This window comes from Bradyrhizobium sp. NBAIM08 (assembly GCF_020193935.1).
GTDB lineage: Bacteria > Pseudomonadota > Alphaproteobacteria > Rhizobiales > Xanthobacteraceae > Bradyrhizobium > Bradyrhizobium yuanmingense.
In genome coordinates, this window is record NZ_JADYVR010000005.1 from 273,138 (window position 1) to 289,148 (window position 16,011).

Consider the following 16,011-nt stretch of genomic DNA (forward strand, 5'->3'; position numbering starts at 1 on the left):
CTCAGGCCACGACCTTGGTCCCGGTGCCGTCGAGGCGCCGGCTCTCCTTCGCAAGATGGTCGCCAATCGCATCGGCCGGCATGGGCTTGGCGAAATAGTAACCCTGGATGAAGTCGCATCCCAGGCGGCGCAGGGTGTCGAGCTGAGCACGCGTCTCGACGCCCTCGACGACGCAGGCGATCTCCATGTCGTCGCAGAGACCGGTGAGCGATTTGATGATCTTGTGGCTGACGGGATTCTCGTTGATGTCGGAAACGAAGCTGCGGTCGACCTTGATCTTGTCGAGCGGCAACCGGTGCACGTGGCTCAACGACGAATAGCCGGTGCCGAAATCGTCCAGCGAAATGCCGCAGCCCATTGCCTTCAGCGTTGCGATCGATTGCTGTGCGCGGACGAAATCGAAGGTGACGGCGGTCTCGGTGATCTCGAAATCGATCCGGCGCGGCGGCAGCCCGCTCTTCTCGATGATCGAGATCAGCGGCAGGATGCCCTCCGCCGCACAGACATCGTGGGCTGAGAGATTGAACGACAGGCGGATGTGATCGGGCCATGTCCTGGCGATGGCGAGCGCGCGCACCAGCAGCGCTTGCGTCAGCGGCCGGATCAGTCCGATGCGCTCGGCGGCCGGAATGAAATCGGCCGGGGAGACCAGGCCGAGGCGGGCGCTGCGCCAGCGCGCCAGAACCTCGAAGCCGGCGGTGTGCTCGCTCATGGCATCGACGATCGGCTGGAACACCAGGTCCATCTCGGTGCCGAAATCGGCGGTGCGCAGCAGATTCTCGATGACTCCGCGACTGCGGATCTCGGCCTCGAGCTCGCTCGAGAAGATCACGGTGCGGCCGCGCAGATGGCGCTTGGCATGATAGAGCGAATAGTCGGCACATTCATAGAGTGCTTCCGCGGTCGTTGCCGATTGGGGAAACGAGGCAAAGCCGATCGAGCAGGACAGCCCGGTATGGGCAGTGTCGAGCTGATAGGGAAGTCTGACCTGGTCACCGATGCGCTGGCCCAGCCGCAGCAGGTCCGCATCGTCGGGGTCGCCGCAAACGACCAGGCCGAACTCGTCGCCGCCTAATCGGGCGAATTCGACCCGTTGCGGACCAAAACCCTCGCAGACCTCGCGGATGCGCCGGCCGGCCTCGATCAGGACGCGGTCTCCCACCGAATGGCCGTAATTGTCGTTGATCGGCTTGAAACCGTCGAGATCGATGATGCCGACCGCGATCCGAACGTTCCTGCGTTCGGCATCGGTGAAGGCGCTCGACAGTTCGGCGAAGAAGCGGCGGCGGTTCGGCAGCTCGGTGAGTGAATCGAGATTGGCAAGGCGGAAGTTCTCGTCAGAGAGCGCCTGCGTCGCCGCCTGTTGCGAGAGCAGCGACTTGCGGCTGGCGACGAGATCGGCGAAGTCGCGATAGTAGATGAACAGCACCGTCACCATCGCGGCGGAAACCAGGAGGTTGTTGACCGCGATCGCCTTCAGCGTCGGCTCGCCCGTGGCGAAGAAGAACAGCACATAGGGCACGTCGACGATCAGCGTCACGATCAGCGCCGCCGAGCGCAGATGCATCAGCGAGAAGATGCAGCCGATCACGGTGAGCGCCATGTAGAACGCGACCTGGCTCTTGGCGAACGGATCGCCGTAGGGGTAGAGCGCGAACGACCAGGCGGTGAAGCCGGCACCGATCGGCAGGGTCAGCCAGTTGGTGGCGCGCAGATTGCGCAGGATGTCGGCGTCGCTGCGCACCAGCCGGCGCTGGCGCAGCCACCAGAAGGTCCGCAAGCCCGCGAGCACCGTCAGCACGGCCGGCACGATCATCGTCAGCCAGTCCGGCGCCACGTTCACATAGGTGTAGGCGACCGCAATCGTGTTGCTGATGAGGATGAAGTAGAGCAGCGGGATCTGCTTGGAGAAGGCGTCGAACTGCGCGCGCGTCAGGTCCGGATTGTCGGCAGGAACGCGAAACAATCGCATCGCGGCGGCAAGATGAGATTTTAAATCGGCAACAGGCATTGCAATACGAGCCCCAGATCCCCTGAAAAACGTGGGCAATCTTGCACGGCAGGGGTAAAGGGCCCGTTAGATCAATTCTGGCCCGGGCAGGCCAGCACTGGTTGCGCGCTGCCTTACGATTTTCCGATCGCGTGCATTGGTGAGGTCCCGTTAAGGATATCCGGCCGCAGCGTGCGCACGTCTCAGGCACAGATCGCCCGAAATCGCTGCAGCTACCGCCTGCTATCGCCCATGCGCGACATCAGCCTAGCACATGGCCACGGTCGGATCAGGCGAGGACGGCCTGGCGCTCGCGCGCCGGTTCGCGGACGCGCTCGCTGGTCCGCGGCTCGGCAAGCTGCGTGAAGCTCCGATGGCTCGCCTGAACCGGTGCCTCGACGATCACGCCCTCACAGACGATCTGTCCGCCGAGCATCCTGAATTCCAGCTTGTCGTAGCGCGGCATTGTCTCGCCGGGTGCCGGGGGCAGCAGCCCGATGCTTCCCTGGATGTTCAGCGCGGCTTCGCCGTTGCCGTGCAGCCGCGGATTCCACATCCTGATTCCGCTCTCCGCCCAGCGCTGCCGGATCAGCGCGGCGCGGTCGGCGGGCTCTGCGGCTCTCGCGCGAACTTTCGGTACGCGGCGGAGCTCGGAAGGGGGAGACGCGAGAGGCTGAACCGGCTCGATGGCGGTGACGCCGCTCAATGAGTCGTTAGTTGCCGCAGCGAGCGGAACATCGTTTGTAGGGACTTGCGGGCTTTCGACAACGGGCGCCGGTTCGCTGTCGGCGCTGGCTTCAGAGGCATCAGTCGTGACGCTATCGGCCTCGGCGCGGAGAAGCTCGACTTCTTCGACGGCGACCGGATCGACGGCAGCGGAAACGTCGGGCGAGGAGGTTGCCTCGATGATGACATCAGGGACATCAGTCAAGGCGGTCGCGACCTCCGCTGACGAAATCACAACCTCTTCTACGACGGCGGAGTCGACCTCTGCAGGAATCTCAGCAGGCGATGCATCATCATCAACGATGGCGAGATCAGAGGCTGCAACTGGCTCGCTCTCCGCACCGACCGATGCAGCCAGCACCTCCTCGGAGGCTGGCGGCGTCGCGGGCGCCTCGATTTCCGTCACGGTCTCCGGAGAGGAGTCCCCGCTGATACGGATTTCGTCGGACGGATTCTCCGCGACGACAGACACAGCCGCATCGTTCTCCGCGACCAGAGCCTGGGTGGCGGGGGCAGCGTCGTCGCGCACCGGGGCGGTGCTGATCTCGGCGCTTGGAGCTTGAGCCGGGACCGCGACGTCTTCGATGATGGCGGGCGCAGCGTCCGTGACGGTCGGCGCGACCTCAATGTTGCCGCTGTGCGGCATAGGCCGGAGTCGGGAAAACGCCCAGTTCACCGCAGGGATGCGGCGCAGCAACGATATCAGTCTCGAAAGCACTGGGAGTTGTCCAAGAGGTACTCGGCGTGAGGCAATCGCTGATTCGCCAGCAATGTGAAAACCTGCCCCGGCCGTCACATCCGTGTCAACGTAGGCAGGACCAATTGCAGAACATCCACGCATCCAGCGCGCATCCGCCCGAGTTACGCAACCCGCACAGCAGCCGATGATGCAATAATACCCCTGTTTTGCCCGACGCCGCAAGCGTGCCTTCGGTAATACCGAAAATGCTCAGGCGTTTCAACCCCATCGCTACTGTGCATGGGGTTGTTTTTTCACTTCTTGTTTTGCAGGCGTGCCTAGCCCGCGCCGGCGCGTTTTTTCTGTCAGACGAGGTGCACCGCCCGCATCAACTCTCGTTGCGATCCGAAGCTTGGGGTTCCCGCCACCCTCGCGAGCCGCTATTCAGAACCGTCATTGCCCAGCCCGGGACGTCGCATGAGGAAGCTTGTCACCATCGGAGCGGTTCTGCTCTGGTCCACCATCGCATCCGCACAGGATCGCACCATCACCGTGGCTTCGACCACCTCGACGGAACAGTCGGGGCTGTTCGGTCATCTGCTGCCGCTGTTCTCGAAGGCCGAAGGCATCGGCGTGAAGGTCGTCGCCGTCGGCACCGGCCAGGCGCTGGACATCGGGCGGCGCGGCGATGCCGACGTGGTGTTCGTCCACGACAGGCCTGCCGAGGACAGGTTCATGTCCGAAGGGCAGGGCGTGAAGCGCTTCGACGTCATGTACAACGACTTCGTCATCATCGGCCCCAAGAGCGATCCGGCGCAGATCTCGGGCAGCAAGGACGTGGCCGAGGCGCTGCGCAAGATTGCGACCGCAAAGGCGCCGTTCATCTCGCGCGGCGACAAGTCCGGCACGCATGCGGCCGAGCTGAGACTATGGAAGGAGGCTGGCGTCGACCTCAGTGCCGGCAAGGACATTTGGTACCGGGAGATCGGCCAGGGCATGGGCCCGGCACTGAACATGGCCTCCTCGTCGAACGCCTACCTCCTGTCGGACCGCGGCACCTGGCTGTCGTTCAAGAACCGTGGCGAACTCGCCATCCTGACCGAGGGTGACAAGCGGCTCTTCAACCAGTACGGCGTCATGCTGGTCAATCCTGCAAAGCATCCGAACGTGAAGGCAAAGGAGGGACAGGCTTTCGTCGACTGGCTGGTTTCGCCGCAAGGGCAGCAAGCGATCGCCGGGTACAAGGTCGGCGGCGAGCAGCTATTTTTCCCCAACGCGCCCAACTAGGACGAAGGCGACGGTCGAGACCGCGACGCTGAGAGCGAGCAGGATCAGCCCGAGTCCGAGCGCCAGCGGCAGCTCGCCTTTGCTGGTTTCCAGTGCGATCGCCGTCGTCATCGTGCGGGTGAAGCCGCGGATGTTGCCACCGACGATGATGATGGCACCGACTTCTGCGATGGCACGTCCGAACGCGGCGAGAAAGGCCGTCAGCAACGAGGTCCGGCCGAGCGCGAACAGCAGGGCCATGCTGCGCAGGGCCGACAGCCCGTCGATCCGCGCCAGGTCGCCATACTCCGCCCACAACAGGCTTGCCGGCCGGTGCACCAGCGCCACCACGATCGGCGTCGCCAGCAGCGTCTGCGCGATCACCATGGCGGCCGGCGTGAACAACAAGCCCGCCGCCCCGAACGGGCCGGACCGCGACAGCAAGAGATAGAGCGCGAGCCCGACCACGACCGGCGGAAGCCCGAGCAGGGCATTGGTCAGAATGATGATGATTTGGCGTCCCCGGAAGCGGGTGATCGCAAGCAGGGCTCCAAAGGGGGCGCCGATCAGGAGCGCCAGGATGCTGGCGGTCAGGCTGACCCGCAACGACAGGGCGACGATGCCCAATAGCTCGGTGTCGGCGTCGCCGATCAGCGCAAAGGCGGCACCGATGGATCGTGCGAAATCGTTCATCCGGTCTCGGGCAAGCCCCTGTTCCGCGGTAGCCCCGCGCCGCCCTTCTCGCTGCTGCCGCTGCCATAATCAAGGGGCCAGGGGGTGGGCAGCCCCGCCGGAGCCGTTGGAGAAGGGCTCAGGATGATCGATAGACGCGGCCAGGGACCGACAATCGAGGCGCCTGGCGGCCCCGCGGGCGGCTTTCTTCCGGCCTCGGATGCGCTAAGGAACAGGATCGGGTCGCGCCGGCCCAATGGCGGTGCTAGACCCTAATGCAGGAACAATGGAGCCGGGCTGCGACTGGCGCGCCCGCAAGGATGAAGGATGTGACGCAATGATCCAGACCGTTGGCATCATCGGGGCAGGGACCATGGGGAACGGCATCGCGCAGGTCTGCGCGGCCGCCGGCCTCTCGGTCGTAATGGTCGATATTTCCGATGCGGCGGTGAACCGCGGCCTTTCGACCGTCGGCGGAAGCCTCGAGCGGCTGGTCAAAAAAGAGAAGATGTCGGCGGCCGACCGCGAGGCGACGCTCAAGCGCATCACCGGCACCACGGACCGGGCGAAGCTGTCGGATTGCGACCTCGTCATCGAGGCCGCGACCGAGAACGAGGAGCTCAAGGTCAAGATCCTGAAGGATCTCTGCGCCACCCTGTCGCCGCGCACGCTGGTCGCGACCAACACCTCCTCGATCTCGATCACCAAGCTCGCCGCCGCGACCGACCGTCCCGACCGCTTCATCGGCATGCACTTCTTCAACCCGGTGCCGGTGATGGCGCTGCTCGAACTCATCCGCGGCCTGCAGACCTCGGACGACACCCATGCCAAGGCGCTGGATTTCGCCAAGCGCGTCGGCAAAGTGGCGATCACGGCCAAGAACAGCCCGGGCTTCGCCGTCAACCGCATCCTGTGTCCGATGATCAACGAGGCGATCTTCGCGCTCCAGGAGGGCATCGCGACGGCAGAAGAGATCGACGCGGGCATGAAGCTCGGCTGCAACCATCCGATCGGGCCGCTCGCACTTGCCGATCTCGTCGGGCTCGACACCATGCTTTCGGTGATGGAGGTCTTTTACAAGGGCTTCAACGATCCTAAATATCGGCCAGCGCCGCTGCTGAAAGAGATGGTCGATGCCGGCCATCTCGGCCGCAAGACCGGGCAGGGCTTTTACACTTATTCCGCCTGACGAAGGCATTGGCGGCGGGCGCCTTAGCGTCCGCCGCCAGATCCCGCAATTTGCGCTGCGACAAAGACGCCGCGTGCGATAGGCCCGACAATGTCGAACGGGCGGCCTGCGGGGATAACGGAACGGATAGCAAAGGACATGTCGGATCGACTGAAGGCCGAGCGGGAAGCTGCGGCCGCGCGCCGGAGCCTGTTGACCCAGGATGCGATCGAGCGAACCGGGATCACCGAGGAGATGATTGGAGAACTCGTCACCCGCTTCTACGGACGCGTGCGCGAGGACGCGCTGTTGGGGCCCGTCTTCGGCGTCGTGCAGAATTGGGACGAGCATCTCGCCAAGCTCAGGGATTTCTGGTCGTCGGTCGTGCTGATGAGCGGCCGCTATCATGGCTCACCGATGCGGGCACACCTGCCGCTCAGCCTGGCCGGCGGCCATTTCGATCGCTGGCTCGACCTGTTCGAGCAGACCGCGCGCGAGGTCTGCCCGCCGGCGGCGGCTGCACTCTTCATCGACAAGGCGCGTCGTATCGCGGACAGCTTTGAGATGGCGTCGGCAACACTTGCGGGCCGCATCGCTTCGCCGCGTCACGTGCTCAGGTCGTGAAGGACACGATGCCTGCGTGGGATTCCGCATCGCATCGTGGCGTCGCAGCAATTCCTCCATCATCGGATCTGATCTGCGAAATCATCATGCCATTCGCGCAACGCGATGTAGAAATCGCGAAAACGCGCTTGAACGCATTTACTCCTACGCAATCAACGCGAGCAAAGCCATATTGATGCACTGCGGCGCCAAGTCTTCGCCTTGTTTTCGGCAGAGTTCCAGCGCCTGCTAGCGGGCATGGCTCGCGCATCGTTCGATACCCATTCATCATCTTCCGAAAATGCTACGGAACCCGACGTCGAAGCGGGCACCGAACAGACACGGCGATCCCTGCTGCTCGGTGCGATGGCCACGACGGCGTGTCTCGGCTGTTCAACCAGGGCCCGCGCAGGTGAGGATCCGCCCGGCTCGGATGAGCGGCCGCAGAAAGGCGATCTGCTCGTCTTCTCCGAAGGTGACCAGGAGGGAAAGCTCATCACTGCGGCTGATCTACGGGTCGGTGGACCGCCGATCCATGCCTGGCCGAAGGACCCCACCACATCGGTGGTGCGCAGCGCCTCGCGGCTCAACGAAATCCTGATCATCAAGCTCGATCCCGCCGACCTCGACGAGAAGACCCGCGCGCGCGCCGTCGACGGCATCATCGCCTATTCGGCGATCTGCTCGCATGCCGGCTGTCCCGTCACCGCCTGGGTGAAGAGCGATGTCGGCGACAAGGAGGTTTTCAAGTGCATGTGCCACAACTCCGAATTCGATCCCCGCGCGGGCGCGCAGGTCGTGTTCGGGCCGGCGCCGCGGCGGCTAGCAGCGCTGCCGCTGGCGCTCGCTGACGGTTCGCTCAGCGTCGCCGGCAATTTCATGGGAAAGGTAGGTGGCACACAGCCAGGATGATGGACGGTTGCGGGCTGGGCCCGCCTCACGACTAGCCGCCACCGCCGAAGGGCGGAAGACGGGACGAACGACAAGAATTCACAACAAGAATTCACAACAAGAATTCAAGCGGATGAAAAAGGGGAACGTCCATGAAAACTTCCATGATCAGGAAGCAATGGTTACTGTCCGGCTTGGTCGCCTTCACGTGTCTTGCCTCAACCGCCGCTCTATCGGGGCCGATCGAGAGTTATTCTCCGGTCACCGCGCAGCGGCTGGAAAACCCCGAGCCCCACAACTGGATGCTTTACCGGCGCACCTATGACGGGCACGGCTATAGCCCGCTCGATCAGATCAACACCTCCAACGTGAAGAACCTCACACCGGTCTGGACCTTTTCCACTGGCGTGGTCGAAGGCCATCAGGCCCCGCCGATCGTCAACAATGGCGTGATGTTCGTGACGACCCCAATGGGCCAGGTGATCGCGCTGAATGCGAAGACCGGCGACGAATACTGGCGCTACAAGCGGCAGCTTCCTGACGATCTGTTCCAGCTGCATCCGACCAACCGCGGCGTCGGTCTGTGGGAGGACAAGCTCTACCTCGCCACCACGGACGACCACGTGGTCGCGCTCGATGCCAAGACCGGCAAGGTGCTGTGGGACACGAAGGTGCAGGACTACAGGAAGGGGCAGTACCTCACCCTGATGCCCTTGATCGTCGACGGTAAGGTCATCGTCGGCGGCTCCGGCGGCGAGTTCGGCGTGCGTGGCTATATCGTTGCTTATGATGCCAAGGAGGGCAAAGAGTTGTGGCGGACCTACACCATCCCCGGTGAAGGCGAGCCCGGTCATGACACCTGGCAAGGCGACGACTGGAAGAACGGCGGCGGGTCGGCCTGGATGACAGGCAATTACGACAAGGAGACCAGGACGATCTATTGGGGTGTCGGCAATGCCGCGCCATGGCCCGGCGACTCGCATCCCGGCGACAATCTTTACACAGCATCGGTGCTCGCGCTCGATCCCGACACTGGCAAGATCAAGGCCTATTACCAATACCACCAGAACGATTCCTGGGATTGGGATGAGGTCGATGCGCCGATGCTGATCGATCTGCAGCGCAACGGCCGCACCATCAAGAGCCTGGTCCATCCGGGACGCGATGCGATCTTCTGGGTGCTGGAGCGGACTCCGACCAAGATCAATTACGTCGCCGGATGGCCGTTCGTCTTCACTGACGTCTGGAAGGGCATCGACGAGACCGGCAAGCCGATCGTGGATCCAGCGCACAAGCCGGTGATCGGCAAGCGCGTCGAGTTCTGTCCCTCGCTGTGGGGCGGCAAGGATTGGCCATCGGCGGCCTACAGCCAGAGGACCGGCCTCGTCTACGTGCCTGCCAACGAGAATTTCTGCGGCGGCTTTACCGGCGAGAAAGTGCCACTCAAGCCGGGCGAGCTCTGGCTCGGCACCAAGCCGGAAGACATCGGCCTGAAGACAAAGCCGGGCGCGGATCATTTTGGCGAGCTCCAGGCCTGGGATCCCGCAACCGGAAAGAAGGTCTGGCAGCACAACTTCCCCAAGTCGCATCTGTTCGGATCGGTCACCGCGACCGCTGGCGATCTCGTCTTCGTCGGCGGGACCAACGACCGCTATTTCCGCGCCTTCCACGCCAAGACGGGCGAACTGCTGTGGGAGCAGAAGACCAACTCCGGCATCGTCGGCATGCCGGTGTCATATGAGATCGACGGCACGCAGTACATCGCGATCCAGTCGGGCTGGGGCGTCGACGCGCAGCGCATCCAGGATGCGCTCGTGACCAACAATATCGGCATCGAAGCCAACGTGCCGCAGGGCGGCGTCGTCTGGGTCTTCGCGCTGAAGAAATAGCTCCGCGGGCGGATCGAAAGAAGCGGAGCAGCGGGGGGTGGCGAATGCGGCGGATGGCAACATCCGCCGCATTTGTTTGCGCAGCGCCAGATAACTACTTCCCCTCGCGCTCGACCTTGTCCTTCTCCTTCTGGTTCATCTCGCGAATCTTGGGATCCGGATTGTGCTGCCCGGTGGTCTGGGTGGCGGAGGCGGGTGGGGCGTTGGCGTTCGGCAGCGAAGTCTGGTCGGGGCCGGTGGGGCGCGTCGCGGTGGTCGGCGGCGTCGTGTTGCTCTGGGCGAATGCGCCCGCGGCGGTCAAAAGAAAGGCGCCCGACAGCGAGACTGCGAGCGCCCTTGAGATGTTGGTCATCGATCTGCTCCTGTCAGATCGATGGAAACGGCGCGAGGCGGCTTCTGTTCCGCCTCGCACTTCGGTTCCGTCTCACGCCTCCAATTGCTTGCCGATCGGAAGCGCGCGGATGCGTTTTCCCGTCGCTGCGAAGATCGCGTTGATCAGGGCTGGCGCGAACGGAGGGACGCCGGGCTCGCCGACGCCGCTCGGCGGCGTGTCGGGTCCGGGCGGCACGATGTAGACATTGGTCACCACAGGCGAGTCGTCCATCCTGACGACCTGGAAGTCGTCAAAATTCTTCTGCTGCACCTTGCCGTCCTTGAAGGTGATCTCGCCGTATTTGGCGAGACTGAGCCCCATGATCGCCGCGCCCTCGATCTGCGAAGCGATGCGCTCGGGGTTGACATAGGTGCCGCAATCGATCGCCGTGTCGACCCGCGGCACCGTCAGCTTGCCCTTGTCGTCGACGGCGACCTCGACGATGGTCGCGATGTAGCTGACGAAGCTGCGGTGCACGGCGATGCCGAGACCGTGGCCCTTCGGCACCTTTCGTCCCCATTCGCCCTTCTCGGCGACCAGCTCGACCACCTTGCGCAGGCGCGCGGTGTCGATCGGGTAGCTGTCCTGGGGCTCGCCGTAATTCCAGAGGTCCTTCACGTTGGGCTTGACGATGCGAGGCGAGCCGATCAGCTCGAGCAGCATGTCTTTCTGGTCGCGGCCCGTTGCCTGCGCGATCTCGCCGACCATCGACTGGACGGCGAAGGCGCGCGGGATGTTCGAGACCGCGCGGAACCAGCCGATGCGGGTGAACGCCGCGGCTTGCGGGTTCTCACACGAGATGTTCGCGATCTCGAACGGCATATCGACCAGGCCCATGCCGATCTCGAACGGCGCCTGATGCACCGTGCCGGCGGCAAAGGTCGAGGCGATGCTGGGAGCCACGCTGCGGTGGCGCCAGGCGATCACCTTGCCGCTCTTGTCGAGGCCGGCCTCGATCCGCTCGACCGAGACGGTGTGCAGGAAGCCGTTGTGGATGTCGTCCTCCCGCGTCCACTGCACCTTCACCGGCGCGCCGAGCTCCTTCGAGAGCAGCGCGGCTTCGAGCGCAAAGTCGCATTTCGACTTGCGTCCGAACCCGCCGCCGAGCAGCGTCACGTTGACCGTGACGTTGGCCTCGGGAATGCCGAGCGTCTTGGCGACGTCCTCGCGGGTGCCGCCGGGGCTCTGAACCGGCGCCCAGATCTCGGCCTTGTCGCCCTTGACGTCCGCGACCGCCACCGGCGTCTCCATGGCGACATGGGCGAGATGCGGAAGGTAGTATTCGCCGACGATCACCTTGTCGGCGCTCTTCAGGGCAGCGTCCGCATCGCCCTCCTTGCGCAGCACGAGCCCCGGCTTGCGCGAGGCCTCCTCGAGCTCCTTGCGGTAGGCGACGGAGTCGTATTTGCCGTTGGGACCGTCGTCCCAGGTCAGCTTCAGCGCGTCGCGGCCCTTGATCGCCGCGCCTGTGTTGCGCGCGATCACCGCGACGCCGCCGAGCGGCTGGAATTTCGAGGGCCACGGCCAGCCGCGCACCTGCATCACCTTCTCGACACCGGGGACCTTCAGCGCCTCCGCCGGCTCGAACTTGACCAGCTTGCCGCCGGTCACCGGCGGACGGGCGATCACGGCATATTTCATGCCGGGCAGCCGCACGTCGGCGCCGTAGTTCGCCTTGCCGGTGGTGATGTCGTGGAGATCGACGATGCCGATCTGGCCCTTGCCGAGATAACGGAAGTTCTTGGGGTCCTTCAGCTTGAGGCCCTCGATGCTGGGCACCGATTCCTTGGCGGCGTCGGCAGCGAGCTCGCCGAAGCCGAGCTTGCGCCCGCTGGCGCTGTGCACGACCTCGTGGTTGACCGCCTTGACCTCGGTCGCCGGCACGCCCCAGCGCTTGGCCGCGGCCTGCTCCAGCATTGTGCGGGCGGAGGCGCCGATCTGGCGCATCGGGATCAGATAATGCCGCGTGCTGCGCGAGCCGTCGGTGTCCTGGTTGCCGAACTTGACCTCGTCGCCATGGGCTTGCTGCACCTTGACCCTGGACCAGTCGGCCTCCATCTCCTCGGCCACGATCAGCGGCAGGCTGGTGCGCACGCCGGTGCCCATTTCCGAACGATGCCCGACGATGGTGACGATGCCATCCGCGCCTACCGAAACGAACACGCGCGGATCGACCACGACGCCGTGCGGCATCTTGCCGGCGCCGGTCTCATAGGCGAGCGCCTGGCGCGACATCACGGGGGCGGCGAGCACGAAGCCGCCGGTGACGCCGAGCCCCTTCAGGATGCTGCGGCGCGACACCTTCTCGACCTTGATGTGCTTTTCGAAGCCGCGAAGCTTGCGGGGATTGTCGATGAAGTTCATGTCACACTCCCGTCGATGCGAGATGGACGGCATTCTCGATGCGCTGATAGCAGCCGCAACGGCAGATGTTGCCGGACATCGCCTCGCGGATCTGGTCGTGCGAGGGTTTGGGATTCTCCATCAGAAGCGCCGCGGCCTGCATGATCTGGCCGGCCTGGCAGAAGCCGCATTGGGGCACGTTGACCTGACGCCACGCCTTCTGCACCGGGTGATCGCCGTTCGGATGCAGCCCTTCGATCGTGGTGACCTCGCGTCCGGCGACGTCGTTGACGGACGTGATGCAGGCGCGCACCGCTTGCTTGTCGACGATGACCGTGCAGGAGCCGCACAGGGCCTGGCCGCAGCCGTATTTGGTGCCGGTGAGACCGGCCTCGTCACGCAGGAACCAGAGTAGCGGGAGATCCGGGTCACCGTCCCAGCTCTGCTCCTGGCCGTTGATCTTCACCTTGATCATGATCGTGCCTCGCTCTTCATAAGCATGCCAAATTCAAAGTCCGCCGACGCCGGTCGGCGACCGCTCGTGCGTCGTCTCGCCACATCCCGCCGTAGTCCCGCGCGGGCAAATCCCGGAGGGAGGCAGGAACGCAGGTAGCGATGTCTGGATGTGCTCGATACCTCCCGTTTTCTTCTTAATTGATTGTACGTCGTGCGGCATCGTGACGGCGCGACCCTAGCAGAGATCGCGCCGACCCGGCGTTCACAGCCGAGTGTTCTCACCGGGAAAAGATTGCATCGACGGTTTGTCAAAAGCAGGGCGCGTCATCCGCCACGTTGCCTATCAAATGGACGCAACGAAAAAAGCTTCGTCCGCCGGCTGCACCGAACGGACGAAGCAGTAGGCCTCAGTCGAGGGAGGGAGAACGCAGAGCACCGCGAACTTCAAGCAGGAAGCGGACGGTCCTGCGCAGTCATTCAGAGACCAGGACTGAGGAGCCGATGGTCCTCACCCACGCGTGGTGCAGAAGCGGCGGCATCGCGCCGCGGTGGTCCCGGCAGCGGGGCCCGTGAGGCTCGCTGGCGGCAACGAACGCCAGCGAGTTGCAGATGGTGTAGCCAAGATCCGGCGGCCGGCCAGTTCAGGCGGGCGTCCAGGCAGTCTTCCTAAGCGGCTTTGGCCTTCGCGACATGGGTCGCGATCGCGTCCATCAGGGGCGGGGACAGGCAGTCATAGGGCTCGAGGCCGATCTCCTTCAGCCGCGAACGGATGCCGGCCATCTGCTCGGGCTTCACACCCGATTCGATCACGGAGGAAACGAAGGCGGCGAATTGCGGCGCCTGCGAGCCCTGCTCCTGGAACAGTTCGGGATGGATGAAGTCGAGGCCGTAGAACGGATGGTTCTTGTTCTCGATCCGGCCGTACATGTGCGTGCCGCAGGCCTTGCAGGCGTAACGCTGGATCACCGCGGAGGGGTCGACGATCTGGAGCTTGTCGCCGTTCTCGAGCACGGTGACGTTCTGGCGCGGCACGACGGCGACGACGGAGAAGGTCGCGCCCTGCGGCTTCCAGCACTTGGTGCAGCCACAGGCGTGATTGTGGGCGACGTCGCCCTTGATGCCGACCTTCACCGGGTGGTCGCTGCATTTGCAGGCCAGCGTGCCGCCGGCGAAGCTGCCGCTGCCTTGCTTGATGCCGTTGTCGATCGAGGGATGGAGTGCAACAGTCATGGTCGATCCTCCTTGGTGTGACGTTTTCGAGCTAGAACACGACGACTGAACGGATGGATTTGCCCTCGTGCATGAGGTCAAAGCCCTTGTTGATCTCCTCGAGCTTGAGCACGTGGGTGATCATCGGATCGATCTGGATCTTTCCGTTCATGTACCAGTCGACGATCTTCGGCACGTCGGTGCGCCCGCGCGCGCCGCCGAAGGCCGTGCCGCGCCAGTTGCGGCCGGTGACGAGCTGGAACGGGCGGGTGGCGATCTCCTTGCCGGCCTCGGCGACGCCGATGATGATCGAGGTGCCCCAGCCGCGATGGCAGGCCTCCAGTGCCTGGCGCATCACGGTGGTGTTGCCGGTGCAGTCGAAGGTGTAGTCGGCGCCGCCGTCGGTGAGGCCGACGAGGTGCTGAACGATGTCGCCGGTGATCTTCTTCGGGTTGACGAAGTCGGTCATGCCGAACCTGCGACCCCATTCCTCCTTGGAATCGTTGATGTCGACGCCGATGATCTTGTCGGCGCCGGCCATCTTGGCGCCCTGGATGACGTTGAGGCCGATGCCGCCGAGGCCGAACACGACCACGTTGGAGCCTGGCGTCACCTTGGCGGTGTTGACGACGGCGCCGACGCCGGTGGTGACGCCGCAGCCGATGTAGCAGCTCTTGTCGAACGGCGCGTCCTCGCGGATCTTGGCGACCGCGATCTCGGGCAGCACGGTGAAGTTCGAGAAGGTCGAGCAACCCATGTAGTGGTAGATCGGCTTGCCCTTGTAGGAGAAACGGCTGGTGCCGTCGGGCATCACGCCCTTGCCCTGCGTCGCGCGGATCGCGGTGCAGAGATTGGTTTTCTGGCTGAGGCAGCTTTTGCACTGCCGGCATTCCGGCGTGTAGAGCGGGATGACGTGATCGCCCGGTTTCACCGAGGTCACGCCGGGGCCGATCTCGCGGATGATGCCGGCTCCCTCATGTCCCAGGATCGACGGGAAGATTCCCTCGCTGTCGAAGCCGTCGAGCGTGTAGGCGTCGGTATGGCAGATGCCCGTCGCCTTGATCTCGACCAGGACTTCGCCGGCCTTCGGGCCTTCCAGATCGACCTCGACGATCTCGAGCGGCTTCTTGGCTTCGAAAGCAACGGCGGCACGTGTCTTCATCGGTAGCTCCTCAAATTCTCATCAGGCGCCAAGAAGTAGTCCTGGCAGCCCTCGTAACGTTCATTTCTTGCCCATGCAGGCGTCTTCAGCCTGGGTATAGGCCTCCGTCTTCTCCTCCTTTTTCGCAGGACGCTGCCGGCCCAAGGCGTCGGTGGAGCGCGCGCGGAGATAGACGTAGAGATCGTCCATGTAGCAGGCGACGTTCGGGTTGTCGCCGAAGGCCGGCATGACGTTCTCCTGCGCGGCCGAGATGTTCTTGCGGCCGGAGGCGACCACGCCGAGGAAGTCGCCGTAGCTCATCGACTTCACGGAATCCCTCAGCGCCGGCGCGTATGTCGATCCCATGCCGTCGGGGCCGTGACACACGTGACAGTCCGAATGATAGCGGCGGTATCCGGAATAGGTGAACCAGTCCACGGTGCCGTCGGCCGAAATCTTGTAGGTCGGGTTTCCGTCCTTATCGAGCCACTTTCCGTCGTCTTCCTTCTTCACGGCGGTCGGGTCGCCCGGACCCTCTGCGACCGCGCTTCCTCCGGACACAACGAAGATCATCATCACAGCAATGACAGAGCAGATTTGACGCA

The 16,011-nt window shown here is 64.1% G+C and carries 14 protein-coding genes; 5 read left to right on the forward strand and 9 right to left on the reverse strand.

All coding sequences use genetic code 11. The features are described 5' to 3' along the window. Window position 1 precedes the first annotated feature (1 nt). A complete protein-coding gene (locus tag I6F37_RS19275; RefSeq protein WP_036007976.1) occupies window positions 2-2,011 on the reverse strand; it encodes a bifunctional diguanylate cyclase/phosphodiesterase in 2,010 nt (669 codons plus the stop codon). A 268-nt stretch (window positions 2,012-2,279) separates the two neighbouring features. Then, on the reverse strand, window positions 2,280-3,413 hold the full coding sequence (locus I6F37_RS19280; protein ID WP_036008000.1) for a hypothetical protein: 1,134 nt from the start codon (window positions 3,411-3,413) through the stop codon (window positions 2,280-2,282). Between the two features lie 459 nt (window positions 3,414-3,872). Here I6F37_RS19280 and I6F37_RS19285 point away from each other — a divergent pair, with 459 nt between their 5' ends. Further along, complete coding sequence (locus I6F37_RS19285; protein ID WP_036007974.1) at window positions 3,873-4,682, forward strand: substrate-binding domain-containing protein; 810 nt, start codon at window positions 3,873-3,875, stop codon at window positions 4,680-4,682. Here I6F37_RS19285 and I6F37_RS19290 read toward each other — a convergent pair. Then, a complete protein-coding gene (locus I6F37_RS19290) occupies window positions 4,656-5,354 on the reverse strand; it encodes an ABC transporter permease (protein ID WP_036007971.1) in 699 nt (232 codons plus the stop codon). The genes I6F37_RS19285 and I6F37_RS19290 overlap by 27 nt on opposite strands. 316 nt (window positions 5,355-5,670) lie before the next feature. Between I6F37_RS19290 and I6F37_RS19295 the strand changes: the two genes are divergently transcribed. The 4 genes from I6F37_RS19295 to I6F37_RS19310 all read left to right on the forward strand — a co-directional run bounded on the left by I6F37_RS19295 (window position 5,671) and on the right by I6F37_RS19310 (window position 9,884). After that, window positions 5,671-6,522 carry a 3-hydroxybutyryl-CoA dehydrogenase gene (locus I6F37_RS19295; RefSeq protein WP_036007996.1) on the forward strand — a complete coding sequence of 284 codons (852 nt, stop codon included), beginning with the start codon at window positions 5,671-5,673 and terminating at the stop codon, window positions 6,520-6,522. A 138-nt stretch (window positions 6,523-6,660) separates the two neighbouring features. Continuing rightward, the gene (locus tag I6F37_RS19300) at window positions 6,661-7,125 is read left to right on the forward strand and encodes a group III truncated hemoglobin (RefSeq protein WP_036029348.1); all 465 of its coding nucleotides are present in this window, start codon (window positions 6,661-6,663) and stop codon (window positions 7,123-7,125) included. Window positions 7,126-7,362: 237 nt separating this feature from the next. Then, window positions 7,363-8,016 (forward strand): ubiquinol-cytochrome c reductase iron-sulfur subunit, encoded by a 654-nt coding sequence (locus I6F37_RS19305; RefSeq protein WP_036007969.1) that lies wholly within the window; start codon window positions 7,363-7,365, stop codon window positions 8,014-8,016. 143 nt (window positions 8,017-8,159) lie between these two features. Next, a complete protein-coding gene (locus I6F37_RS19310) occupies window positions 8,160-9,884 on the forward strand; it encodes a methanol/ethanol family PQQ-dependent dehydrogenase (RefSeq protein ID WP_225152521.1) in 1,725 nt (574 codons plus the stop codon). Window positions 9,885-9,978: 94 nt separating this feature from the next. On the opposite strand, the gene I6F37_RS19315 is transcribed toward I6F37_RS19310, so the two are convergent. The 6 genes from I6F37_RS19315 to I6F37_RS19340 form a co-directional block, all read right to left on the reverse strand. Then, window positions 9,979-10,236, reverse strand: a complete 258-nt coding sequence (locus tag I6F37_RS19315; RefSeq protein WP_036041998.1) for a hypothetical protein — start codon at window positions 10,234-10,236, stop codon at window positions 9,979-9,981. Window positions 10,237-10,308: 72 nt separating this feature from the next. After that, complete coding sequence (locus I6F37_RS19320) at window positions 10,309-12,621, reverse strand: molybdopterin cofactor-binding domain-containing protein (protein WP_225127673.1); 2,313 nt, start codon at window positions 12,619-12,621, stop codon at window positions 10,309-10,311. Between the two features lies 1 nt (window position 12,622). Beyond that, a complete protein-coding gene (locus I6F37_RS19325; RefSeq protein ID WP_024342565.1) occupies window positions 12,623-13,075 on the reverse strand; it encodes a (2Fe-2S)-binding protein in 453 nt (150 codons plus the stop codon). Window positions 13,076-13,722: 647 nt separating this feature from the next. After that, complete coding sequence (gene gfa / locus I6F37_RS19330; RefSeq protein WP_036007953.1) at window positions 13,723-14,286, reverse strand: S-(hydroxymethyl)glutathione synthase; 564 nt, start codon at window positions 14,284-14,286, stop codon at window positions 13,723-13,725. 31 nt (window positions 14,287-14,317) lie between these two features. Further along, window positions 14,318-15,427 carry an S-(hydroxymethyl)glutathione dehydrogenase/class III alcohol dehydrogenase gene (locus I6F37_RS19335; protein WP_027574628.1) on the reverse strand — a complete coding sequence of 370 codons (1,110 nt, stop codon included), beginning with the start codon at window positions 15,425-15,427 and terminating at the stop codon, window positions 14,318-14,320. 60 nt (window positions 15,428-15,487) lie between these two features. Further along, a complete protein-coding gene (locus tag I6F37_RS19340; RefSeq protein WP_036007993.1) occupies window positions 15,488-15,979 on the reverse strand; it encodes a c-type cytochrome, methanol metabolism-related in 492 nt (163 codons plus the stop codon). Window positions 15,980-16,011: the final 32 nt, after the last annotated feature.